The following is a 21,127-nucleotide window of genomic DNA, read 5'->3' on the forward strand; positions in this document are numbered from 1 at the left end:
GGACCAGACCCTTGGGGCGGCACGAACCGGAACGCACCTGCATCGTCACCCGCGCGGCCCAGCCGGCCGCGGGGCTGATCCGGTTCGTCCTCGGTCCGGACCGCCAGGTCGTCCCCGACCTGAAGCACAAGCTGCCCGGCCGGGGCGTGTGGGTGACCGCGCGCTCCGACCTGGTTCACGAGGCGGTGAAGCGCCGCCTCTTCGCCCGCGCCTTCAAGACGGAGGCCCGGGCTCCTGAAACCCTCGCCGCGGACATCGGCGAGTTCATGCGGGCGGATCTGCGTCAGAGCCTTTCGCTCGCCAACAAGGCCGGAGCGGTGATCACCGGCTTCGAGAAGGTCGAAGCCGCCCTCGCCGAAAAACCCATCGTCGCCCTTATTCATGCCGCAGAAGCGGCCGAAGATGGGCGAAGAAAGCTCCAGGGCCAGTTGCGAAAACGCCTCGGCGACGCAATATCAAGCTTTCCGGTCGTTCAAGAGCTGTCAAACGACGAATTGAGTTTGGCATTAGGCCGGTCACATGTGATACATGCTGCCCTCGTCGCGGGCGCTGGAAGCGACGGCTTTCTGAATCGATGGCACCGTTATCGCGCCTATTGCGGAAGCGATGCCGATCAGGCTGACCCCGATCACGGGGCCGGCGCACACACGAATATGGAACCCGACGGATCTGAGCGGAATGAATGATACGAAAAACCCGGGCGACAAGACGCTGCACGTGTCGTCCAAGACGCTGTCTCTGAAGCGGCCCGTCGAGCAGGGCGTGGTTCGCCAGAGCTTCTCCCATGGCCGCTCGAAGGCGGTTGTGGTCGAGACGGTGAAGCGTCGCCCAGTCGGCCAGGGGGGCGGCAAGGACGAGCGTCCTGCGCCCCAGCAGGCTGCCGCACCCAAGGCGGCCGCGCCGCGGCCGGCAGCACCAGCCCCGCAGCAGGGCCGCCCGCAGCGAGGCGGGCCGTCGTCGAACGCCCCCCGTTCCGGCGTCGTTCTGCGCACCCTCTCCGAGCAGGAGCGCGATGCGCGCCTGAACGCCCTCGTCGATGCCCGTCGTCGCGAGGAGGAGGACCGCAAGCGCCAGGAAGAGGAAGCCCATCGCCGGGCCGAGCGGGAAGCCGCAGAGGCCCAGGAGCGTGAGGCAGCCGAAGCCCGCAAGCGCGAGGAAGAGGAGCGTCGCCGCCAGGAAGACGAGCGCAAGCGCCGCGCCGAGGACGAAGCCCGTCGCCGTCTCGGCGAGGAGGCTCCCCGTCAGGCCCCGGCGGCCGCCGCAGCGGCTCCGGCCGAGCGTCCGGCCCGCACGGGCACCGGCGCTCCGGCAGGCCGTGCGCCCGGCGCCGGCCCGCGCACGGGCGGTCCCTCGGGCGCCCGTCCGGGCGGATTCGGCGGTCCCCGCGCCACGGGCGGCATCGACGGACGCCGTCCGCCGAGCCTCAACCACATGGCCCGCCCGGCCCCGACGCCCGCGGCTCCCGAACCGACTGCCGCGAAGCCCAACACCCGCAGCACTCCGCAGGTCACGGCCCGCGCCGTCGAGACGGAGGAAGAGGAGGGTGCACGCACCGTCCGGCGTCCCGGCGTCGCCGCCAAGCCCGTTCCCGCGCCGAAGCCCACGAAGGCTGCGCCCGGCGAGGAGAAGCGCCGCGGCCGCCTGACCCTGACCAAGGCCCTGGAAGGCGAGGACGAGCGCACCCGCTCGCTCGCCGCGTTCCGGCGCCGCAACCAGCGCCTCATGGGCCATCGTCAGATGGACCAGAAGGAAAAGATCGCCCGCGAGGTGACGATCCCCGAGACCATCACCATCCAGGAGCTCGCCAACCGCATGTCGGAGCGCGCCGTGGACGTGATCAAGTTCCTGATGAAGCAGGGCCAGATGCACAAGATCACGGACGTGATCGATGCGGACACGGCGCAGCTCGTCGCGGAGGAACTCGGCCACACGGTGAAGCGCGTCGCGGAATCGGACGTCGAGGAAGGTCTCTTCGACACCCCGGACGTGGACGAGAACCTCGTGGCCCGTCCGCCGGTGGTCACCATCATGGGCCACGTCGACCACGGCAAGACCTCGCTGCTCGACGCGATCCGCAAGACCAACGTGGTCTCCGGCGAGGCCGGCGGCATCACGCAGCACATCGGCGCCTACCAGGTGACCTCGCCGCTCGGCGGCAAGATCACCTTCATCGACACGCCCGGTCACGCGGCCTTCACGGCCATGCGCGCCCGCGGCGCCAAGGTGACGGACATCGTGGTGCTGGTGGTGGCGGCCGACGACGGCGTCATGCCCCAGACCGTCGAGGCGATCACCCACGCGCAGGCGGCCGGCGTGCCGCTCATCGTGGCGATCAACAAGGTGGACAAGCCCGACGCGAACCCGCAGCGGGTGCGCACCGAGCTGCTCCAGCACTCGATCGTGGTCGAATCCATGGGCGGCGAGACCCTCGAGTTCGAGGTTTCGGCCAAGACCGGCCAGGGCCTCGACAGCCTGCTCGAGGGCCTGCAGCTCCAGGCCGAGATTCTCGATCTCAAGGCCAATCCGGAGCGGTCGTCGGAAGGCACCGTCATTGAGGCGAAGCTCGATCGCGGCCGCGGCCCGGTCGCCACCGTGCTGGTCCAGCGCGGCACCCTCCACACGGGCGACATCGTGGTCGCCGGTGCCGAATGGGGCCGTGTCCGCGCCCTGGTCAACGACGTCGGCCAGAACGTGAAGGAGGCAGGTCCCTCGGTCCCGGTCGAGATCCTGGGCTTCAACGGCACCCCGGAAGCCGGCGATCGCGTCGCGGTCGTCGAGTCCGAGGCCCGCGCCCGCGAGATCACCGAGTACCGTACCCGCCAGAAGCGCGAGCGCGCGGCGGCCCGCATGGGCTCGGCCGGCCGGACGCTGGCCGACATGATGCGCGACCTGAAGGCCGGAGCCGGCCGGAAGGAGCTGCCTCTCGTGGTCCGTGCGGACGTGCAGGGCTCGGCGGAAGCGATCGTCGGCGCGCTCGAGAAGGTGAGCACCGACGAGGTCGCGGCCCGGGTCATCCAGGCCGGCGTCGGCGGCATCTCGGAATCGGATGTCACCCTCGCGGAGGCCTCCGGCGCCATCATCCTCGGCTTCAACGTGCGCGCCCACAAGGAAGCACGCGAGGCGGCCGAGCGGGCCGGCATCGAGATCCGCTACTACAACATCATCTACGACCTCGTGGATGACGTGAAGGCGGCGATGTCCGGGCTTCTCGCCCCGACGCTCCGCGAGGAGCGGCTCGGCGAGGCGCAGATCCTCGAGGTGTTCAACGTGTCCAAGGTCGGCAAGGTCGCGGGCTGCCGCGTCCTCGACGGCGTGGTCCAGCGCGGCGCCCATGTCCGCCTCATCCGCGACAACGTGGTCATCCACGAAGGCAAGCTCTCGCAGCTCAAGCGCTTCAAGGACGATGCCCGCGAGGTCACCTCGGGTCAGGAATGCGGCATGGCGTTCGAGAACTACCAGGACATGCGCCAGGGCGACATCATCGAGTGCTACCGCGTGGAAGAGGTGAAGCGGACCCTGTAATTCCGCTTCGGATCTCTTCCCTCAATCCGAACTTATCGTCATGGCCGGGTCGCTCCCGGCCATGACCCCTTTTGGACGCTCCGGTCCAACCCCGGAAAGACGACAATGGCAAAACGTTTCGAACAAACCGCCGGTCCCTCCCAGCGCCAGCAGCGCGTGGCCGAGCTCATCCGCCACGCCCTCGCCGAGGTGCTCTCCCGCGGCGACCTCCAGGACGACGTGCTGACCAGGAACGTCATCACGATCCCTGAGGTCCGCATGACCCCGGACCTCAAGCTCGCCACCGCCTTCGTGATGCCGCTCGGCGGCCGCGACGAGCAGGCGGTGCTGAAGGCCCTCGACAAGAACAAGAAGGTCCTGCGCCAGGAGGTCGCCCGCCGGGTGAACCTGAAATACGCGCCCGACCTGCGCTTCCTGCGCGACGAGAGCTTCGACGAGGCCGCCCGCATCGACGCGCTGCTGCGCTCCGACAAGGTGGCGCGCGACACGGGCCGGCCTGGCCCCGCGACTTCCGACGACGACGACAACGACGAGTAAGATTCATGACCGACCAACGACCGCCGCGGGGGCCCCGGCCCGACCGCCCGAAGAAGCGCGACGTGAATGGCTGGATCATTCTCGACAAGGGCGTCGGCATGACCTCGACCCACGCGGTCGCCGTGGTCAAGCGCAGCCTCTCGGCCAAGAAGGCCGGGCACGCCGGCACCCTCGACCCGCTCGCCTCCGGCATCCTGCCGATCGCGCTGGGCGAAGCCACCAAGACCGTGCCCTTCGTGATGGACGGGCGCAAATCCTACGTGTTCACCGTCGCCTGGGGGGCCGAGACCAACACGGACGACACCGAGGGCGAGGTGGTCGAGCGCACCGACCGGGTCCCTGAGGCCGCCGACATCGAGGCCCTGCTGCCGCGCTTCACCGGCTCCATCCAGCAGGTGCCGCCGCGCTTCTCGGCCATCAAGATCCAGGGCGAGCGCGCCTACGACCTCGCCCGCGACGGCGAGGTGGTGGAGCTGCAGGCCCGCACGGTGGAAATCGACCGCCTTGCGCTCGTTCACCACGAGGGCGACCGTTCGGTCATCGAGGCCGATTGCGGCAAGGGCACCTATGTGCGCGCCATCGCGCGCGACCTCGGCCGGGCGCTCGGCTGCCTCGGCCATATCGCGGCCCTGCGGCGGACGCGCGTCGGTCCGTTCACGGAAGAGGACGCGGTGGTGGTCGACGAGATCGCCACCGATCCGGCCGCCCTGCGGCCGGTCGAGACAGCCCTCAGCGAGATCCCGTCCGTGATGGTGAGCCGCGACATGGCGGCCCGGCTCATGCGCGGCCAGTCGATCATCCTGCGCGGCCGCGAGGCCCCGCTCTCCGGCAAGGTCTTTGCCACCTGCAACGGCGTGCTCGTGGCGGTCGGCGACGTGGAGCGCGGTGAGCTGGTGCCGCACCGGGTGTTCAACCTGGGGGCCTAGAGCTCGTCAAACGATGCTCTCATTCAAAAAGAGAGCATCGGCCCACATGCAGTGCTCCAAGGTCCGTGTTCCGGGCATCTCTTTACGCAAACCGGCTCCCCCTTTGCGTTCGAGGCTCTAACTACAGATCGTTACGGGTCCATTCCCGAGGAGGAGCATCCATGAGGACATTCGCGACAGCATTGCTGCTGATGACGTGCGCCGGCAGCGCCATGGCGGCCGAAGCATCGTGCACCGCTCAAGCCACCGACAAGAAGCTCGCCGGTGCTGCCAAGACAAGCTTCATGACCAAGTGCGAAAGGGACATGAAGGCGTCCTGCGACACCCAGGCGTCGGAGAAGAAGCTGAGCGGCGCAGCCAAGACCAGCTTCACCAACAAGTGCGTCAAGGACTCTGTCGGCATGTGACTCGAGCAGGACCGGCTGCCGTGAGCGGCCGGCCCGTCAGGGTCTCGGACGCGACCATGACGTCCCGCCCGACGCGATCGATTTGCGAGCATTTTCGTCATGCCCGGCACGAGGCCGAGCATGATCGCGACAGGGCTTAAGCTCCTTACCGGTCCGCCTTCAGCCCCTGCGCCTCGCGCTCGAGATAGCGGCGGGTGATCAGCTCGATCTGGTCGCGAATGAGCTGAGCGGTCTTCTCCTCCTCGCGCAGGGTCTCCTGCAGGGCCGGGATGAAGCGGGAATGGCCGGTCATCTCGGCCATGGTGATCAGGGACTTGTAGGACGCGATCTCGAAGTTCTCGAAGGCGTGGTTGGCGAACGAGTTCTTCAGGATCTCGTCGGCCATCGGCACATGCGCCATGGCGGCGATGTTGCCCATCACCTGCGTGGCCATGTCCTTCAGCAGCGAACGGTCCTCGCCGAAATTGTGCAGGATCTCGTCGAGGCGGCGGACCTGGCCTTCGGTCTCGCGCACGTGCTGCTCGAGGAGCTGGCGCATCTCCGGATAGTTCTCGATCCGCTCGATCTGCCGGTTCATGAGCTGGAGCGCCTCCTTCTCCAGGGAATGGGCGTTCTGGAGGCCGGTGATGAAGGTGTTCTTGGCCGTCTCGGAGGACGACAGGTCGGCGGCGCCGGCGGTGGCCATGGTCATGGAAAACCCTTTCTGACGGATTGGATGCTGTCTCGGTCAACCAAGGTCCGGCGGGCTTGTTCCCGGGCGGTCGGACGCCGGGAAACCCCGTGGCCGCCTTGCAATCGCGCCGAAAGTGACGATCTATCTAGAACTTGCGCGCTTTTCGTGTATGGTGCGCCCACTTCCCGCAGGCTCCGCCTGGGGGTTGCGTTGCGAGATCAGACCGCGCTGGACGACATCCCGGCCCGGCCGTTTCCGACGATCCGGACCCTGAGCCCATAAGGCCAAGGTCGCTTTACTATCAACCTGAAAGGACAATCGATGTCGATTACGGCTGAGCGCAAGAACGCGCTCGTGAAAGAGTACGCCCAGAAGGCTGGCGACACCGGCTCCCCCGAGGTGCAGGTCGCCATTCTGACCGAGCGGATCAACAACCTGACCGGTCACTTCAAGACCCACACGAAGGACAACCATTCCCGTCGTGGCCTCCTGAAGCTCGTGTCGCAGCGCCGTTCGCTTCTCGACTACGTCAAGAAGAAGGACGAGGCCCGCTACCGCACGCTGATCGAGAAGCTCGGCATTCGCCGCTAAGCTTTTCGAGCGACTTGCCGTCCGAGGCCCGGCCTCGGACGGCCCTCTCGACGCCGGAGGCCCGCAACGACGCGCCCCGCGTCCACTGAAATGAGGCGGATGACGCGATGACCATGGCAGGATCGCAAGAGGCTTGACGGAGCGGGGTTCGCCCCGCGGCCCGAGCCTCTTGCCGTCTTGCTCATGGCATCGAGCCCCCGCCATGTCATGAAAGACAAACGCATGTTCGACATTCAACGCGAAGAACTGATCTGGGCCGGGCGCAAGCTCGTGCTCGAAACGGGCAAGATGGCCCGCCAGGCCGACGGCGCCGTCGTCGCCACCTACGGCGAGACCACCGTTCTCGCCACCGTCGTCTCGGCCAAGGAGCCGAAGGCCGGCATCGACTTCTTCCCCCTCACGGTGAACTACCAGGAGCGCACCTACGCGGCCGGCCGCATTCCCGGCGGCTACTTCAAGCGCGAAGGCCGTCCGACCGAGAAGGAGACGCTCGTCTCCCGCCTCATCGACCGTCCGATCCGTCCGCTCTTCGCCGACGGCTACCGCAACGAGACCCAGGTCGTCGTGACCGTGCTGTCGCACGACCTCGAGAACGATCCCGACATCGTCGCCATGGTGGCCGCCTCCGCTGCCCTGACCCTTTCCGGCGTGCCCTTCATGGGCCCGGTGGGCGCGGCCCGCGTCGGCTATGTGGGCGGCCAGTACAAGCTGAACCCGCTCCTGCAGGAGATGGAGGATTCGTCCCTCGACCTCGTGGTCGCGGGCACTTCCGACGCCGTGCTGATGGTCGAATCCGAGGCCAAGGAGCTGGCCGAGGACGTGATGCTCGGCGCCGTGATGTTCGGCCACAAGCACTTCCAGCCGGTCATCGAGGCGATCATCCGCCTGGCCGAGAAGGCCGCCAAGGAGCCCCGCGACTACCAGCCGGCCGACATGTCGGACGTGGAGAAGGCCGTTCTCGACATCGCCGAGACGGATCTGCGCGAGGCCTACAAGATCACCCGCAAGCAGGACCGCTACGCCGCCGTCGACGCCGTCAAGGCGAAGGTGATGGACGCGCTCTGCCCGCCGGAAGGCGAAGCCAAGTTCGAGGCCGAGAAGGTCAAGGCCGCGTTCAAGGAGATCCAGGCCAAGGTCGTGCGCTGGAACATCCTCGACGAGGGCAAGCGCATCGACGGCCGCGATCTGCGGACCGTCCGGTCGATCGTGGCGGAAGTCGGCGTCCTGCCGCGCACCCACGGCTCGGCGGTCTTCACCCGCGGTGAGACCCAGGCCCTGGTGGTGACCACGCTCGGCACCGGCGAGGACGAGCAGTTCATCGACGAGCTGGAGGGCACCCGCAAGGAGACCTTCCTGCTGCACTACAACTTCCCGCCCTATTCCGTGGGCGAGACGGGCCGCATGGGCTCCCCCGGACGCCGCGAGATCGGCCACGGCAAGCTCGCCTGGCGCGCCATCCACCCGATGCTGCCGGCCAGCCACGAGTTCCCCTACACGCTTCGCGTCGTGTCGGAGATCACCGAGTCGAACGGCTCCTCCTCCATGGCCACGGTCTGCGGCGCCTCGCTGGCGCTGATGGATGCGGGCGTGCCGCTGCGCCGTCCGGTGGCGGGCATCGCCATGGGCCTCATCCTCGAGGGTGAGCGCTTCGCGGTCCTGTCCGACATCCTCGGCGATGAGGACCATCTCGGCGACATGGACTTCAAGGTGGCCGGAACGGACCAGGGCATCACGTCCCTCCAGATGGACATCAAGATCGCCGGCATCACCGAGGAGATCATGCGCGTCGCGCTCGATCAGGCCAAGGAAGGCCGCGGGCACATCCTCTCGGAGATGAACAAGGCCCTCACGGCTCCGCGCGCCGAGCTCGGCGAGCATGCCCCGCGCATCGAGACCATGCAGATCCCGGTCGACAAGATCCGCGAGGTCATCGGTTCGGGCGGCAAGGTCATCCGCGAGATCGTGGAGAAGACCGGCGCCAAGATCGACATCAACGACGACGGCCTCATCAAGATCGCGTCCGCCGACGGCAAGTCGATCAAGGCGGCCTACAACTGGATCCGCTCGATCGTGGCGGAGCCCGAGGTCAACACCATCTATGACGGCACCGTCGTCAAGGTGATGGAGTTCGGCGCCTTCGTGAACTTCTTCGGTTCCCGCGACGGCCTCGTGCACATCTCGGAGCTGGCCAAGAACCGCGTCGGCAAGGTGACGGACGTGGTCAAGGAAGGCGACAAGGTGAAGGTCAAGTTCCTCGGCATGGACGAGCGCGGCAAGGTCCGTCTCTCCATGAAGGTCGTCAACCAGGAGACCGGCGAGGACATCACCGAGCAGCTCAAGGCCGAGCGCGAGGCCGAGAAGGCCCAGCGCGACCAGCAGAAGCAGGCGGCGGGCGAGTAATCCGCCCCTCACCTGTCGTTCGAGTCATGAAAGCGCGGCCTCCGGGCCGCGCTTTTTCGTTGCCCGATCGCACAGACGCATGTCGCTCATTTCCCGGAAGGTGTAGTCCGCGCGTAGGGGTAGCACCGGCTGCGGTCGAGGGTGAGGCCGAAATGCTCCCCGAGCTTCTCGATGGCCTCGCCATGGGTCGGGTACGGGTCCCGGTTCTGCGGGCCGACGATCATGATCCTGGAGGACGGATCATCGCGCCCGCCAGGCGGAAGCATGGCTGTCACCAGTCCGGCTCCCTCCGCGTCGCGCAAGGTCAGGAACACCGGCATCGTCCGCTGCACATGAGACTTGAGGCCGATGTTCTGCTCGATGACGCTGCTGGCCGTCGACTGGTAGGTGCCCGTTGCAGCATCCCAGGCCCGGCGGAAATGCTTCTCGACCGCATGGCCCATGAGCTGCGATTCGAGGACGGCTTCGCCCTCGGTCTCGATCCGGAACCAGCTTGTTTGCCCAGGGGCGTCGCAGACGAATTGCATGCCGTGTCAACGTGGGTTTCTGACCAAAGGGTGATGCGCCGGGTCGAAGCCGGCGACGGAAACGGCACCTTCGCCGGTCCCCGTCACGGATCAGCCCGCCTTGCCACGGTGATCGTATCTCAGAAGCCGTCCCGTGAGCTTCCGGCCCTCGCCGATCAACCTCTTGGCCTTCTCGCGCAGCTTGGTCTTCTTTGCGCTGGTGCGGTGCTTCTCGCTTCCCTTGCCCATCGTCGGCCTCTTCGCTTCTCTGCAGCATTGAAACGACACGTTCCGGCCCCGGTTCCGATCCCCGGCGCCCTCTGAAAAAGCACCTGCCGTCCGGTCGCCCGGTCTGGCATGCGAGCGGCTCCCCGGCTACGGTGAGCCACCTGATCCATGAGGCCGCCATGTCCCCTTCATCACCGAGAGTCGTCATCTGCGGGGCCGGGATCGCCGGCATCGCGGCGGCCTATTATCTGGCCGTCGAATGCGGCCTCGACCACGTGACGCTGGTCGACGAGGGCCATCCGCTCTCGCTCACGTCCGACAAGTCGACGGAAGCCTACCGCAACTGGTGGCCCGGCCCGGACTGGACCATGACGGCCTTCATGAACCGGAGCATCGACCTCATCGAGGGGATCGCGCGGGCGACCGACAACCGGATCAACCTCAACCGCCGCGGCTACGTGTTCGCGACCGCCGACCGGGACAAGATCCCGTTCCTCGAAACCATGGCGAAATCGGCCGAGGAGCGCGGCGGGGGGCCGACCCGGTTTCACGACACGCCGCAGAGCCCCTATGAGCCCTCCCCCGAACGCGGCTTCGAGGGTGCGCCGACGGGCGCCGACGTCATTACCGACACGAGCCTGATCCGTCGGCATTTCCCGTTCCTCGCGCCCGAGACGGTGGCGCTCGCGCATGCGCGTCGCGCCGGCTGGCTCAGCGCCCAGCAGCTCGGCATGGTGATGCTCGAGGCGGTCCGCGCGCGCGGGGTCGGATTCGTGAAGGGGCGGGTCGTCGGCTTCGACACCGCCGGCGGCCGGGTCCGCGCGGTCCATGTGGACCAGCAGGGCGAGCGCACGACGCTCCCGGCGACCCACGCGGTGCTGGCTGCCGGGCCGATGCAGGCCGAGATGGCCGGCATGATCGGCGTCGATCTGCCGATCCGGGCCGAGCGCCACTTCAAGGTCAGCTTCGCCGACACCCTCGGCGGCATGCCGCGCAACGCCCCGATGCTGATCTGGCTCGACGAGCAGCGCCTGCCCTGGAGCGACGAGGAGCGGGCCGCGCTGGCGGCCGACGAGGAGGCCCAATGGCTTCTCGGGGAGTTTCCGGCGGGCGTGCACGGGCGCCCGGACGGGGCCACGTCGACCCTCGTTCTCTTCAACCACCACGGCGATGCGGTCGACCCGGTCTTCCCGCTGCCGGAGCCGGCCTATTACGCCGAGATCGCCCTGAGGGGCATGTCCACGATGGTGCCGGGGCTCAAGGTCTACAACGGCGAGACGCCGCGGCCCTACATCGACGGCGGCTACTACATGCGCACCCAGGAAAACCGGCCGCTGATCGGCCCCGTTGCGGTGGAGGGCGCCTACATCTCCTGCGCCTATTCGGGCTTCGGCGTGATGGCCTCCTGCGCCGGCGGCGAGCTCATCGCCCGCTACGTCACGGAAGCCCCCCTGCCCGACTACGCGCCGGCCTTCCTCCTGTCCCGCTACCATGATCCCGCCTATGCGGCCCTGCTCGAGCGCTGGGGCGACGGCGGCCAGCTCTGACGGGTCAGGGCTCCACGACGATTTCGCCTGTCATGTTCGGGTGATAGCGGCAGATGTAGTCGAACCGGCCCGGCGTCTTCATCACCATGCGTCCGGCCTTCCCGGGCAGGACATTCACGTCCCAGCTCTTGTCCCGGGCGGTCGCGGTATGGGCCACGATGTCCTGGTTGGCCCATTCCACAATGTCGCCCACATGCACCGTGACCTGCTTCGGCTCGTAGGCGATTCCCTTCATGGCGACGGTCTGTGTCGCGCCGGCCGAGGACGCCGGAACGCCCGGCACCTCCAAGGCGAGCACGGCCAAGATCGCAAGCCGGCGCATCGATCCGCCCCCTTCAGTGAGCCAGGGCCCCGGTCCGGGCCGGCAGGCTTTGGACGAGATGCTCGGCGTGCTGCTGGTGGCCCTGGAAGATCTTGAGCCCGGTCGCGAGCAGATCCTTCAGCTCGCCGTTGCTGGCGTTCGGGATCAGGGTGCTCTGGAGCGCGCCGTTGACCTGCTGGTGGAAGGCAACCTCGTTCTGGGCATAGGCCTTGTCGAAGGCGGCGCCCTTGAGGGCGCTGAGCTCCTTGCGCTTGGCCTCGGCCTGCTGCACGAGCTGGCGGCTGGTCTCGTTGTCCTCGGGCTTGACGTTGAGCTTCTTCACCAGGGCGAGGGCCTTTTCGTTCACGGCCTTGTGGTCGCGGACCATATCGTTGGCGAAGGCCTTGACCTCCTTGTTCTTGGATTCCTTGAGGGCCTGCTCCGCGGCCTGGATGTCGATCTGCCCGGCCGTGTAGGCGATGTGGGCGATCTGCGGGTCCGTGAGCTTGGCGGCCCCCTGAGCCATCGCGCCGTAGGGGGCAAGGCAGAGGCAGGCGCCCAGCAGGGTCAGGTGAATCTTGGCCATCGTTCTCTCCTGTCGATCGATGCGGGTCCCGCATCGGGATCGCCGGCAGCACCCTGTCTCCGACCGAGGGTCCGCCAGCCGCAGCATTGGATGCAGGCGCCGCCGAAACGTTCCCGCGTTCCGGTGACCGACCTTATGGCTGCCGCTGCAGCCGCTGCATGACGCGGTCGGTCACGCGGTTGCAGCGAAGCCCGTCGAACGGAAAGGCGTCCTTCATGGTCGCCACGAGCCGGGCCTGGAGCGCCTTCTGCAGCAGCCGCCTCGCCCGGTGGAGCCTCGTCTTCACGGTCTCGGGGCGGATGCCGAGATAGGAAGCCGTCTCCTCGATGCTCATTTCCTCCACCTCGCGCATCATGAACACCGACCGGAAGGCTTCCGGCAGCTCGTCGACGGCGTGCTCCACCATGCGGCGCAGCTGCGCCCGTCCTGCTTCGGCCTCCGGGTCCTGGGTCGGCGAAGGCTGCGGGAACATCAGGATCTGCGCCTGGCCGCCTTCCGCCTGCTCGAGGGCGCTCAGATCGACGATGTGGCGCCGGCGCCGCACGCGGCCCAGCGCCTCGTTCATGACGATGCGGGTGAGCCACGTCGACAGGCGGGCCTCTCCCCGGAAGGTGTCGAGATGCGTGAAGGCCTGCAGATAGCCGTCCTGAACCACGTCCTCCGCCTCGGCGTCGCTCCCGAGAATCCCGCGGGCGGCCCGGTAGAGACGGCGGTTGTGGCGCTGCATGATGACCCGGAAAGCATCGGTGTTCCCAAGCCGCGCTTGGGACACGAGGTCCGCATCGTCAAAGGCCGAGAGGTCGAGATGGGTTGTCGTGTTCTTCATCGGGCACCTGCCTTCCGAAGGTTTGGATGCTACGGGACCCGGAGAGGTTCCCGCCGGCGGATTGAGACCCGTGCGTAGCTGCGCTCACGCGGCCGGCCTGTCTCGCGGCGGGTCGAGCTTGGCACAATTGACGTCCTCATGGGAGCAAGATATTTAGAACCATTCTAAACAAGGCCTCCCGCCATGCTGTCTCGCGTCTTCGGCTTCGACCGCCGCCCCTTCGACTCGCTCTCGGAACAGGAAATCCTGGCGCTCGCGATCTCGTCCGAGGAGGACGATGCGCGGATCTACCGGTCCTATGCGGAGGGCCTGCGCGAGTCGTTCCCGCAATCCGCCAAAGTGTTCGACGAGATGGCTGCCGAGGAAGACGGCCATCGGGCCGCCCTGATCGAACTGCACCAGCGCCGCTTCGGCGAGACCATTCCGCTGATCCGGCGCGAGCACGTGCGCGGCTACTACGAGCGCAAGCCCGACTGGCTCGTGCGGCCGCTCGGCATCGAGAAGGTGCGGGCGGCGGCCGAGACCATGGAGGCGCAGGCGCACCGGTTCTATGTGGAGGCCGCCAAGCGCAGCACGGACGCCTCGACCCGCAAGCTCCTCGGCGACCTCGCGGCGGCCGAACAGGCCCATGAATCGCTCGCGCGCCGCCTCGGCCTCGCCTACACGCCGGAATCCGTGAAGGAGGAGGAGGCCCAGACCGAGCGGCGCCAGTTCATCCTCACCTTCGTGCAGCCGGGGCTGGCGGGCCTCATGGACGGCTCCGTCTCGACCCTGGCGCCGATCTTCGCCGCGGCCTTCGCCACGCAGGATACCTGGCAGACCTTTCTGGTCGGCCTCTCGGCCTCGGTGGGCGCCGGCATCTCCATGGGCTTCACCGAAGCCGCCCACGACGACGGCAAGCTCTCCGGGAGAGGCTCGCCGATCAAGCGCGGCTTCGCGTCCGGCATCATGACGGCCATCGGGGGGCTCGGCCACGCTCTGCCCTACCTGATCCCGCATTTCTGGACCGCCACCATCATCGCGGCCGCGGTGGTGTTCGTGGAGCTCTGGGCCATCGCGTTCATCCAGAACCGCTACATGGAGACGCCCTTCATGCGCGCCGCCTTCCAGGTGGTGCTCGGCGGCGCCCTCGTGTTCGCGGCAGGCGTGCTCATCGGCAACGCCTAGGGACAGGGCTCCCGTCGGACTGGCTCGGAGCACGCGGAGCCGCTACGAGTATCGGACCATCATCCTTGAGAGGATTCGCGGTGCCCGATCCGTTTGCCATCACCGACCTCGCCGCCCTGGAAGCGCTCTACGGAGCGCCCATGGAGGCCTCCCTCGTCAAGGAGACCGACCAGGTCATCCCCGAATACCGAGCCATGATCGAGGCCTCGCCCTTCGTGGCGCTCGCGACGCGCGGGCCCGAAGGCCTCGACTGCTCGCCGCGTGGCGACGGGCCGGGCTTCGTGCGGGTTGCGGACGAGAAGACCCTGCTGCTGCCCGACCGGCGCGGCAACAACCGCATCGATTCGCTTCGCAACATCGTGCGCGACCCGCATGTGGGGCTGCTCTTCCTCATCCCGGGCATCGGCGAGACTCTACGCGTCAACGGCCGCGCGGCGATCTCGGCCGACCCGGCGCTGCTGGAGAGCTTCGCCATCGACGGCAAGGCGCCGCGCACGGTGCTCGTCATCGCCGTGGAAGCGGTGTTCTTCCAGTGCTCGCGGGCGGTCGTGCGCTCCGATCTGTGGAATCCCGAGCGGCACGTGACGCGGAAAAACCTGCCGAGTGCGGGAAGAATTCTCGCGGCGTGCAGCGAGAACCGCGTCGGCGGCGACGCCTACGACGACGGCCTCCAGGAGCGGGTGCGCGCGACGCTGTACTGAGGCGTCGGCCGGCGCAGACCCGCTACTGCGTCTTCGCCTTGGCGAGCGACTGCGCCATCTCCAGGTGCTTCTGCAGCACCGGCAGGGATTCGCTCGCGTAGCCGCCCGCCGCGTCCTGCTGCTTGGCCTCCTTCTGGTACTCGGCGATGTCCTTCTTGTGGTCGGCGATCATGGCCTGAACGTACTGCCGGTCGAAGGCCTCGCCCGAGAGCTTCGACAGCTTGTCGTAGACGGCCTTCTTGTCCTTCGGCACATCCGTGGGCGGCGTCACGTTCAGGGTTCCGGCGGCCGTCATGGCCTTCTGGTTGGCGCTGGAATGATCGGTTTCCAGCTGGCGGGCGTAGTTGCGGACGTCCTCGCTCGCCCCCTTCTGCTGCCCGAGCTGGCCGAGGGACACCTCGGACAGGTTACCTTCGATCGCCTTCTTGATGAAGGCCTGGCTTGCGGTGTCCTTGGCCTGGGCACCGGCCAGCGGAACGGCCAGGGCGGCGACGAATCCGACACTGAGGATCAGCTTTCTGGACATGGTTCACCTCGCTGCGGCCTCACCCGCACTGGTGTGGGGAGCCGTCGCGGGACGAACGCCTCCTGCATGAGGCGGTTCCTGGATGCGGCCGACGCTTTCCGTCGCGTCCCCTCACCCCAGCCTTGCGCCGAACCCCTTCAGGTATTTCATGCCCGTGTCGCACATCACCGTGACGATCGTTGCGTCGGGTCCCAACCGCTCGGCCATCCGCAGGGCCGCGACGACGTTGGCCCCCGTGGAGGTGCCGGCGAAGATGCCCTCCTCGCGGGCGAGCCGGAGCGCCATGGCGACGGCGTCCTCGGTCGAGACGCGCTCGATGTCGTCGGCGAGATCCTTCTGCCAGAGCGGTACTACATAGCCGGCGCCGATGCCGTCGATCTTGTGGGCGCCCGGCGCGCCGCCTGACAGCACTGCGGATTCGGCCGGCTCCACGGCGGCGATCCGGATCCGGTCGCTGCGGCGGCGCAGGCCCTCGGCGATGCCGCGCAGGGACGCGGCCGTGCCGACGCTCTGGACGAAGGCGTCGATGCGCCCCTCCGTCTGGGCCCAGATCTCCTCCGCCATGGCGTGATAGGCGGCGAGCTGGTCGCGGTTCTTCATCTGGTTGGTCCAGAAGGCGCCGGTCTCCTGCGCGACCTGGCCCGCCGCCGCGATCATGTCCCGGGTGAGCTTCTCGGTCATGCGCCCGCTCTCGCTCTCGACGACCTGGAGCCGGGCGCCGAGAATCTTCATGTGGTCGAGCTTCTCGCGCGAAAACGCATCCGAGGTCACCACATGCAGCGGATATCCCTTCACGGCGCAGACCAGCGAGAGGGACACGCCCGTGCTGCCGCCGGTGTACTCGACGACGGCGCCGCCGGGCTTCAGCCGCCCGTCCCGCTCGGCGGCCTCGATCATGGCGAGCGCCATGCGGTCCTTCATGCTGCCCGTTGGGTTCTCGCTCTCCAGCTTCAGCAGGATGCGGGCGCCGTTCTCCGGCACGATGCGGCACAGGGCCAGGAGCGAGGTGTTGCCGATATGGTCGAGGATCGTCCGCTGCCCGTTCATGAGGCTCATTCCCGTTCGAAGTCGTGGTGCCTCGCCTGTTAGGGCCGAACCGGCCCGGTGTCAGGTCCGGAATCCGGACTTCTCCGCCGGCCGGCCGCGTGCTAGCGCTGATCCCATGTCGGGATACGGTCAGTTCTGTTCGATAGCGCGCGCCCACGAGGTGCTGGGCGGGCGCTGGACGCTGCTGATCGTGCGCGAGATCCTGTGCGGCAGCCGGCGTTTCAACGACATCCGCCGGGGCATCCCGCGGATCTCGCGTACCATGCTGTCCGAGCGCCTGCAGGAGCTGGTGGCCGTCGGGGTCCTGACCCGTACGGACGGCCAGCATGGCCCCGAATACGACCTCTCGGAATCGGGCCTGGAACTCGCCGATCTGATCAGGGCCATGGGCGCCTGGGGCCAGCGCTGGCTGCCGCGTCACGCGGCTGGAGAGGATTTGGACGCACAGCCGCTGCTCGTCGACATGGCGCGGCGCGTGCGCGCGGATGCGCTCCCGCCGGAGCCGATCGTGCTGCGCTTCGAGATCGAGGGCGAACGCCAGCCGCGGTTCATGCTGCTGAAGGCGTCCGAGGTCTCGCTCTGCACCCAGAATCCCGGCTTTCCGGAGGCGCTCTGCATCCGTGCGCCGCTCGCCGCCCTGGTGGCCTGGTGGCGAGGCGATATCGGCTTCGCGCAGGCGCAGCGCATGGGCCTGTCGGTCGAGGGGCCGAAGGCGCTCGTGCGCGCCTTCCCGGACTGGTTCGACCGCTACCTCTTCGCCGGGATCGAGCCGGCGGCGTGACGTTTCATTTTTTGGAGCAGCGCATCGTTCGAGCGGACCCGAAGGGCCGCGTCAGCGAAAACCGGGCCCATTTTTTCCGCATGATGCGCTTGACCGCCGGGGCCGACCCATCCCACAAGCGGGAGGCAATCCCAATCAGCCAAGGGGCACATCATGACGATTCAGCGCATCAAGCCCGGTCCCCGCATGAGCGGCGCCGTCGTGCACGGCGACACGGTCTACCTCGCCGGCCAGGTGGCCAACACCACGGCGGGCAAGAGCGTCACCGAGCAGACCACCGAGATCCTGTCGATCATCGACGGGCTTCTGGCCGAGGCCGGCACCGACAAGTCGAAGATCCTGATGGCGAATATCTGGCTCACCGACATGAGCACGTTCCAGGAGATGAACGCCGTGTGGGATTCCTGGGTCTCCCCCGGCAACACCCCGGCCCGCGCCACCGTCGAGGCCAAGCTCGCGGCTCCGCCCTTCAAGGTCGAGATCGCCGTCATCGCGGCGAAGTAAGCGCGGGACGCCGCCAAAAGAAACGGGCCCCGAGGGGCCCGTTTTTCGTTGTGCCCATGCCTGCCGCGTTACGGGCAGGGATGGCGCAGGCCGTCATAGCCCAGATAGGTGCCCGAAGCCGGGTCGTAGGACTTGAAGCGCTGCGAGCAATAGGCGACCGAGCCCTGGTTCGGGGCCACATAGACCGGTGCGGCCTGGGCCTGAGACTGCGCCAGGGCGCCGCCGATGATCGCGCCGGTGGCAAGGCCCACGGCGCCGGCCGCGAGGGCGTTGCCACGGTCACGGCGGTAATAGCCGTAGGGGCGGCCGTAATACGGACGGCCATAGGCATAGGGGCGGCCATAGTAGCGCGGGCCGCCGCGATAATAGCCGCCGCGGCGGTAATACTGCGAATAATCGGTCTGCAGCTGACCGTTCTTCAGCGCCGAGACCACGTCGCTCACCGGAGCAGCCTGGGTCTGGGCGGAGGCGGGCGCGGCCATGAGGCCGACGGACCCGAACGCGGCGGACGCAACAACAGCCATCAACATCTTACGCATGAAATGCTCCTTTGACGTTGCGGGTCGAACGCGCCGGGGGCAGGGTCGTTCCCTCGATAGGATTATTCAGCCGTCAGCACTCACCGAAACGTGAGCCGCCTCAGGGGCGCACGGATGCGGCATTTTCGGAAGCGCCCTCGGCCTCTACGGCCTCGCCGCCGTGCAGGATCCCCTGCCCGGTCGGGCAGAGATCCAGGATCGCGCAGCGGCGGCAGGCGGGGCTCCGATAAAAGCAGCAGCGCTGGCCGTGCAGCATCATGACCTCGTGGTTGTCGTAGATCTGCTGCGCGTCCCAGTCGGCCGGCAGCTGGGCCGCGAGCGCCACGTGCGACGGGCCGACGCTCATGGAGCGCGGGATGAGCCCGGTGCGCTGCGCGACCCGGTGATGATGGCTGTCGACGGGCAGCGCCGCCTGCCGCAGGGTCGAGAAGGACAGGACCGCCGCGCTGGTCTTCGGCCCGACCCCTGGAATGCCCTCGAGCCAGGCTCGCGCCTCCGCCACGGGCATGCCGGCCAGGAAATCGAGGGTCAGGCTCCCGTGCCGCTCGGTGATCGCCGCGAGCACCGCCTTCAGGCGCGGCGCCTTCTGCTCCGGCCAGGTCACCCCCTGGATCGTCTCCTCCACCTCCGCGACCGGCGCGTCGCGCAACAGGGCCCAGTCGGCGTAGCGCGCCCGCAGGGCCTTGAAGGCGCGGCCCGAATCGGCGTTGCGGGTGCGATGGGACAGGAGCGACGAGATCAGCTCGCTCAACGGATCGAGGCTGTGGAAATAGGCAATCGGGCAGCCATAGACGGCGCAGAGCCGCTCGTGGATCGCGAGCGCCTTTCGCCTGAGATCGTCCTGGTCCGTCGCCATGGGCCGGGAATCCGCGAATCGGGTCCCGGGTTCCCGCATTTCGCGACGCGCACCCCCGATCGCGCTCCGGGACGCTTCCCTCGCGAAAAAATCTGTCGTAGCCCAGAGGCGTCCGGCCGAAGGGAACCTGCCCCGTGAATCTCACCATCTCCACCTGGAACATCAACTCCGTCCGCCTGCGCATCGAGCAGGTGCAGCGCTTCCTGAAGGAGCGGCGGCCGGACGTGCTGTGCCTGCAGGAGACCAAGTGCCCGAACGACAAGTTTCCGCTCAAAGAGCTGCAATCCTTCGGCTATCCGTTCGTGGTCCATATGGGCCAGAAGGGCTACAACGGCGTCGCGATCCTGTCCCGCTTCCCCTTCTCGGAGACGAGCGTGATGGAGATGTGCGGTCGTCAGGATGCCCGCCACATCACCGTGACCCTGGCGCCCCAGGCCAAGGCGGCCTCGGGCGTCGTGATCCATAACTTCTACGTGCCGGCCGGCGGCGACATCCCGGATCCGGACGTGAACGAGAAGTTCCGCCACAAGCTCCAGTTCATGGAGGAGCTGCGGGCCTGGGGCGGACGGGCGAAGCCTACGGCCACGCCGGCCATTCTGGTCGGCGACCTGAACGTCGCCCCGCTGGAGCACGACGTGTGGAGCCACAAGCAACTCCTCGACGTGGTGAGCCATACGCCCGTCGAGACGGCGGCGCTCGAGGAGCTGCGGCAGGAGGCGGGCTGGACCGACGCCATGCGCCACCTGCGGCCGGAGCCGGAAAAGATCTATTCCTGGTGGAGCTATCGCTCGCCCGATTGGGCCGCCGCCGACAAGGGCCGCCGCCTCGACCACATCTGGGTCTCCGACGACATCAAGAATGCCGTCCGCTCCATCGACGTGACCCGCGAGACCCGCGGTTGGGAGCGCCCCTCCGACCACGTGCCGGTGACGGCCGTGCTGGAGCTGTGAGCCCGCCGTTTCGGCTGGAGGCTCGGGACGCCCTAGTCAGGGTGCGGAGGCGTGGGTGACGGAGACCGGCTCGACCACCGGCAGGCGCAGGGGCGGCGGGTTGAAGCTCAGGCGCGCCAGGAGCTCGTGCGCGGAGGCGAGGCTGCATTCGACCTGGCCCCGGGTGCAGGCCTCGAAATAGCTCACGTACTCGTCGCAGCGCACGGTCCGCTCGAGCTTCGGCACTGCCGTGCAGCGCTCGTAGATGCTCCGCATGAGCTCGGCGGTCCGGGGGTCGTAGGGCCGGGAAGGCTCGAGATTCTTGGAGACCGCATGGACGCCGAGGATCAGGGCGGCGGGTCCTGCCAGGATGGCGATGGCTTTGAGGCCCGGATGTATCTTGAACATCGCCCTTCCTCGAATCGTTGCCATTGCGGCCAAGTTACCCGATCCGCGCCTCTCGTGAACCCTGAATTTCCGCAAGGTAATTACGTCTGAGCCAGCGGGCGAAGGGCGGGCCTGCGGCGGCTTCAGCCCTGGTCCTCGTCGGGCTTCGCGGGCGTCTCGCCGTCGATGGCGATGAGCTGCTGGCGGACCTTTTCGAGGCCTTCCGTCAGCCGGTCCAGCTCCTCGGCCATGGCGTCGTGCATGGCGGCGGCGGCGTCCGGAAACTCCTCCAGCACGCGGCGCATGAGGCTGGGCGTCACGCGGATTACTGTGGACGGTTCCTGCGCGATGGCGGTGGCCGGGCGCACCACCCGGGTGAACAGGGCCGCCTGGCCGATGAGGGAGCCGGGGCCGGCCACGAAGGCGGCGGGCGACCCGTCGTCATTGGCGTCGAGCCCGATGGCGCCGCGGCTCACCACGTAGCCCCCGTCCGAACGGTCGCCCTTGCGGAACAGCATGTCGCCCGCGCGCAGGATCCGGGTTTCGGACGCGAAGGCGACCAGCCGCAGGGCGTCCCGGTCGAGCAGGCTGAACAGGGGCGCCCTCGACAGGATCGCGATATCGTCTTCGAGCGCCATGA

General features: G+C 67.9%; 25 protein-coding genes. 13 read left to right on the top strand and 12 right to left on the bottom strand.

Annotated elements, in window-relative coordinates; translation table 11 throughout:
- Positions 1–11 precede the first annotated feature (11 nt).
- The 5 genes from DES45_RS02305 to DES45_RS02325 all read left to right on the top strand — a co-directional run bounded on the left by DES45_RS02305 (position 12) and on the right by DES45_RS02325 (position 5,392).
- A complete protein-coding gene (locus DES45_RS02305; protein WP_114768345.1) occupies positions 12–686 on the top strand; it encodes an RNA-binding protein in 675 nt (224 codons plus the stop codon).
- Positions 679–3,522, top strand: a complete 2,844-nt coding sequence (infB, locus tag DES45_RS02310) for a translation initiation factor IF-2 (RefSeq protein WP_114768346.1) — start codon at positions 679–681, stop codon at positions 3,520–3,522. The genes DES45_RS02305 and infB overlap by 8 nt, the downstream gene beginning before the upstream one ends.
- Before the next feature lie 105 nt (positions 3,523–3,627).
- A complete protein-coding gene (gene rbfA / locus DES45_RS02315) occupies positions 3,628–4,059 on the top strand; it encodes a 30S ribosome-binding factor RbfA (protein ID WP_114768347.1) in 432 nt (143 codons plus the stop codon).
- 5 nt (positions 4,060–4,064) lie between these two features.
- Positions 4,065–4,985 (top strand): tRNA pseudouridine(55) synthase TruB, encoded by a 921-nt coding sequence (gene truB, locus DES45_RS02320; RefSeq protein WP_114768348.1) that lies wholly within the window; start codon positions 4,065–4,067, stop codon positions 4,983–4,985.
- A 161-nt stretch (positions 4,986–5,146) separates the two neighbouring features.
- Positions 5,147–5,392: a PsiF family protein gene (locus DES45_RS02325; RefSeq protein WP_114768349.1), complete on the top strand. Its 246-nt coding sequence runs from the start codon at positions 5,147–5,149 to the stop codon at positions 5,390–5,392.
- 145 nt (positions 5,393–5,537) lie between these two features.
- Here DES45_RS02325 and DES45_RS02330 read toward each other — a convergent pair whose 3' ends face one another.
- Positions 5,538–6,083, bottom strand: coding sequence for a ferritin-like domain-containing protein (locus DES45_RS02330; RefSeq protein ID WP_245429701.1), 546 nt, complete (start codon positions 6,081–6,083; stop codon positions 5,538–5,540).
- A gap of 303 nt (positions 6,084–6,386) precedes the next feature.
- On the opposite strand from DES45_RS02330, the gene rpsO reads away from it, so the two are divergent.
- Together rpsO and pnp are read left to right on the top strand one after the other, a co-directional pair.
- Positions 6,387–6,656, top strand: a complete 270-nt coding sequence (rpsO, locus tag DES45_RS02335; protein WP_114768350.1) for a 30S ribosomal protein S15 — start codon at positions 6,387–6,389, stop codon at positions 6,654–6,656.
- Between the two features lie 222 nt (positions 6,657–6,878).
- Positions 6,879–9,056 (top strand): polyribonucleotide nucleotidyltransferase, encoded by a 2,178-nt coding sequence (pnp, locus tag DES45_RS02340; RefSeq protein WP_114768351.1) that lies wholly within the window; start codon positions 6,879–6,881, stop codon positions 9,054–9,056.
- Between the two features lie 86 nt (positions 9,057–9,142).
- Here the strand turns inward: pnp and DES45_RS02345 are convergent, their stop codons facing one another.
- Together DES45_RS02345 and DES45_RS24965 are read right to left on the bottom strand one after the other, a co-directional pair.
- Positions 9,143–9,583, bottom strand: a complete 441-nt coding sequence (locus tag DES45_RS02345) for a hypothetical protein (RefSeq protein WP_114768352.1) — start codon at positions 9,581–9,583, stop codon at positions 9,143–9,145.
- Between the two features lie 90 nt (positions 9,584–9,673).
- Positions 9,674–9,811: a hypothetical protein gene (locus tag DES45_RS24965; RefSeq protein ID WP_170151366.1), complete on the bottom strand. Its 138-nt coding sequence runs from the start codon at positions 9,809–9,811 to the stop codon at positions 9,674–9,676.
- Between the two features lie 158 nt (positions 9,812–9,969).
- Here DES45_RS24965 and DES45_RS02350 point away from each other — a divergent pair, with 158 nt between their 5' ends.
- Complete coding sequence (locus tag DES45_RS02350) at positions 9,970–11,337, top strand: NAD(P)/FAD-dependent oxidoreductase (protein ID WP_114768353.1); 1,368 nt, start codon at positions 9,970–9,972, stop codon at positions 11,335–11,337.
- A 4-nt stretch (positions 11,338–11,341) separates the two neighbouring features.
- Here the strand turns inward: DES45_RS02350 and DES45_RS02355 are convergent, their stop codons facing one another.
- From DES45_RS02355 to DES45_RS02365, 3 genes are all read right to left on the bottom strand, one after another.
- Positions 11,342–11,659 (bottom strand): cupredoxin domain-containing protein, encoded by a 318-nt coding sequence (locus DES45_RS02355; RefSeq protein ID WP_114768354.1) that lies wholly within the window; start codon positions 11,657–11,659, stop codon positions 11,342–11,344.
- 13 nt (positions 11,660–11,672) lie between these two features.
- A complete protein-coding gene (locus DES45_RS02360; RefSeq protein ID WP_245429750.1) occupies positions 11,673–12,164 on the bottom strand; it encodes a DUF4142 domain-containing protein in 492 nt (163 codons plus the stop codon).
- Positions 12,165–12,357: 193 nt separating this feature from the next.
- Entirely contained in the window at positions 12,358–13,050 is a 693-nt protein-coding gene (locus DES45_RS02365) for an RNA polymerase sigma factor (protein ID WP_114768356.1), read from the bottom strand.
- A gap of 183 nt (positions 13,051–13,233) precedes the next feature.
- Here DES45_RS02365 and mbfA point away from each other — a divergent pair, with 183 nt between their 5' ends.
- Both mbfA and DES45_RS02375 read left to right on the top strand, forming a co-directional pair.
- A complete protein-coding gene (gene mbfA / locus DES45_RS02370) occupies positions 13,234–14,217 on the top strand; it encodes an iron exporter MbfA (protein ID WP_114768357.1) in 984 nt (327 codons plus the stop codon).
- A gap of 80 nt (positions 14,218–14,297) precedes the next feature.
- The gene (locus DES45_RS02375) at positions 14,298–14,918 is read left to right on the top strand and encodes a pyridoxamine 5'-phosphate oxidase family protein (RefSeq protein WP_281024056.1); all 621 of its coding nucleotides are present in this window, start codon (positions 14,298–14,300) and stop codon (positions 14,916–14,918) included.
- Positions 14,919–14,940: 22 nt separating this feature from the next.
- Here DES45_RS02375 and DES45_RS02380 read toward each other — a convergent pair whose 3' ends face one another.
- Both DES45_RS02380 and DES45_RS02385 read right to left on the bottom strand, forming a co-directional pair.
- Positions 14,941–15,444, bottom strand: coding sequence for a DUF4142 domain-containing protein (locus DES45_RS02380; protein WP_114768358.1), 504 nt, complete (start codon positions 15,442–15,444; stop codon positions 14,941–14,943).
- 111 nt (positions 15,445–15,555) lie between these two features.
- The gene (locus tag DES45_RS02385) at positions 15,556–16,491 is read right to left on the bottom strand and encodes a PLP-dependent cysteine synthase family protein (RefSeq protein WP_114768812.1); all 936 of its coding nucleotides are present in this window, start codon (positions 16,489–16,491) and stop codon (positions 15,556–15,558) included.
- A 115-nt stretch (positions 16,492–16,606) separates the two neighbouring features.
- On the opposite strand from DES45_RS02385, the gene DES45_RS02390 reads away from it, so the two are divergent.
- Together DES45_RS02390 and DES45_RS02395 are read left to right on the top strand one after the other, a co-directional pair.
- Positions 16,607–17,272 (top strand): winged helix-turn-helix transcriptional regulator, encoded by a 666-nt coding sequence (locus DES45_RS02390; protein WP_114768359.1) that lies wholly within the window; start codon positions 16,607–16,609, stop codon positions 17,270–17,272.
- A 153-nt stretch (positions 17,273–17,425) separates the two neighbouring features.
- Positions 17,426–17,776 carry a RidA family protein gene (locus tag DES45_RS02395; RefSeq protein WP_114768360.1) on the top strand — a complete coding sequence of 117 codons (351 nt, stop codon included), beginning with the start codon at positions 17,426–17,428 and terminating at the stop codon, positions 17,774–17,776.
- Between the two features lie 68 nt (positions 17,777–17,844).
- Here DES45_RS02395 and DES45_RS02400 read toward each other — a convergent pair whose 3' ends face one another.
- On the bottom strand, positions 17,845–18,315 hold the full coding sequence (locus DES45_RS02400; RefSeq protein WP_425374250.1) for a BA14K family protein: 471 nt from the start codon (positions 18,313–18,315) through the stop codon (positions 17,845–17,847).
- Between the two features lie 100 nt (positions 18,316–18,415).
- Positions 18,416–19,171, bottom strand: coding sequence for an endonuclease III domain-containing protein (locus DES45_RS02405; RefSeq protein WP_114768361.1), 756 nt, complete (start codon positions 19,169–19,171; stop codon positions 18,416–18,418).
- 134 nt (positions 19,172–19,305) lie between these two features.
- Between DES45_RS02405 and xth the strand changes: the two genes are divergently transcribed.
- Positions 19,306–20,121, top strand: coding sequence for an exodeoxyribonuclease III (xth, locus tag DES45_RS02410; RefSeq protein WP_114768362.1), 816 nt, complete (start codon positions 19,306–19,308; stop codon positions 20,119–20,121).
- Between the two features lie 36 nt (positions 20,122–20,157).
- Here xth and DES45_RS02415 read toward each other — a convergent pair whose 3' ends face one another.
- The gene (locus DES45_RS02415) at positions 20,158–20,508 is read right to left on the bottom strand and encodes a hypothetical protein (protein ID WP_114768363.1); all 351 of its coding nucleotides are present in this window, start codon (positions 20,506–20,508) and stop codon (positions 20,158–20,160) included.
- 122 nt (positions 20,509–20,630) lie between these two features.
- Positions 20,631–21,125 carry a cyclic nucleotide-binding domain-containing protein gene (locus DES45_RS02420; RefSeq protein ID WP_114768364.1) on the bottom strand — a complete coding sequence of 165 codons (495 nt, stop codon included), beginning with the start codon at positions 21,123–21,125 and terminating at the stop codon, positions 20,631–20,633.
- Positions 21,126–21,127 lie beyond the last annotated feature (2 nt).

Source organism: Microvirga subterranea (genome assembly GCF_003350535.1).
In the GTDB taxonomy this organism is placed as follows: Bacteria; Pseudomonadota; Alphaproteobacteria; order Rhizobiales; family Beijerinckiaceae; genus Microvirga; species Microvirga subterranea.

Bases quoted from the DNA above. Each gene is read 5' to 3' on its own strand.
- infB (WP_114768346.1), top strand. From the start codon at position 679: ATGAATGATACGAAAAACCCGGGCGACAAGACGCTGCACGTGTCGTCC.
- rbfA (WP_114768347.1), top strand. From the start codon at position 3,628: ATGGCAAAACGTTTCGAACAAACCGCCGGTCCCTCCCAGCGCCAGCAG.
- truB (WP_114768348.1), top strand. From the start codon at position 4,065: ATGACCGACCAACGACCGCCGCGGGGGCCCCGGCCCGACCGCCCGAAG.
- DES45_RS02325 (WP_114768349.1), top strand. From the start codon at position 5,147: ATGAGGACATTCGCGACAGCATTGCTGCTGATGACGTGCGCCGGCAGC.
- DES45_RS02330 (WP_245429701.1), bottom strand. From the start codon at position 6,083: ATGACCATGGCCACCGCCGGCGCCGCCGACCTGTCGTCCTCCGAGACG.
- rpsO (WP_114768350.1), top strand. From the start codon at position 6,387: ATGTCGATTACGGCTGAGCGCAAGAACGCGCTCGTGAAAGAGTACGCC.
- pnp (WP_114768351.1), top strand. From the start codon at position 6,879: ATGTTCGACATTCAACGCGAAGAACTGATCTGGGCCGGGCGCAAGCTC.
- DES45_RS02345 (WP_114768352.1), bottom strand. From the start codon at position 9,583: ATGCAATTCGTCTGCGACGCCCCTGGGCAAACAAGCTGGTTCCGGATC.
- DES45_RS24965 (WP_170151366.1), bottom strand. From the start codon at position 9,811: ATGGGCAAGGGAAGCGAGAAGCACCGCACCAGCGCAAAGAAGACCAAG.
- DES45_RS02350 (WP_114768353.1), top strand. From the start codon at position 9,970: ATGTCCCCTTCATCACCGAGAGTCGTCATCTGCGGGGCCGGGATCGCC.
- DES45_RS02355 (WP_114768354.1), bottom strand. From the start codon at position 11,659: ATGCGCCGGCTTGCGATCTTGGCCGTGCTCGCCTTGGAGGTGCCGGGC.
- DES45_RS02360 (WP_245429750.1), bottom strand. From the start codon at position 12,164: ATGGCTCAGGGGGCCGCCAAGCTCACGGACCCGCAGATCGCCCACATC.
- DES45_RS02365 (WP_114768356.1), bottom strand. From the start codon at position 13,050: ATGAAGAACACGACAACCCATCTCGACCTCTCGGCCTTTGACGATGCG.
- mbfA (WP_114768357.1), top strand. From the start codon at position 13,234: ATGCTGTCTCGCGTCTTCGGCTTCGACCGCCGCCCCTTCGACTCGCTC.
- DES45_RS02380 (WP_114768358.1), bottom strand. From the start codon at position 15,444: ATGTCCAGAAAGCTGATCCTCAGTGTCGGATTCGTCGCCGCCCTGGCC.
- DES45_RS02385 (WP_114768812.1), bottom strand. From the start codon at position 16,491: ATGAACGGGCAGCGGACGATCCTCGACCATATCGGCAACACCTCGCTC.
- DES45_RS02390 (WP_114768359.1), top strand. From the start codon at position 16,607: ATGTCGGGATACGGTCAGTTCTGTTCGATAGCGCGCGCCCACGAGGTG.
- DES45_RS02395 (WP_114768360.1), top strand. From the start codon at position 17,426: ATGACGATTCAGCGCATCAAGCCCGGTCCCCGCATGAGCGGCGCCGTC.
- DES45_RS02400 (WP_425374250.1), bottom strand. From the start codon at position 18,315: ATGCGTAAGATGTTGATGGCTGTTGTTGCGTCCGCCGCGTTCGGGTCC.
- DES45_RS02405 (WP_114768361.1), bottom strand. From the start codon at position 19,171: ATGGCGACGGACCAGGACGATCTCAGGCGAAAGGCGCTCGCGATCCAC.
- DES45_RS02415 (WP_114768363.1), bottom strand. From the start codon at position 20,508: ATGTTCAAGATACATCCGGGCCTCAAAGCCATCGCCATCCTGGCAGGA.
- DES45_RS02420 (WP_114768364.1), bottom strand. From the start codon at position 21,125: ATGGCGCTCGAAGACGATATCGCGATCCTGTCGAGGGCGCCCCTGTTC.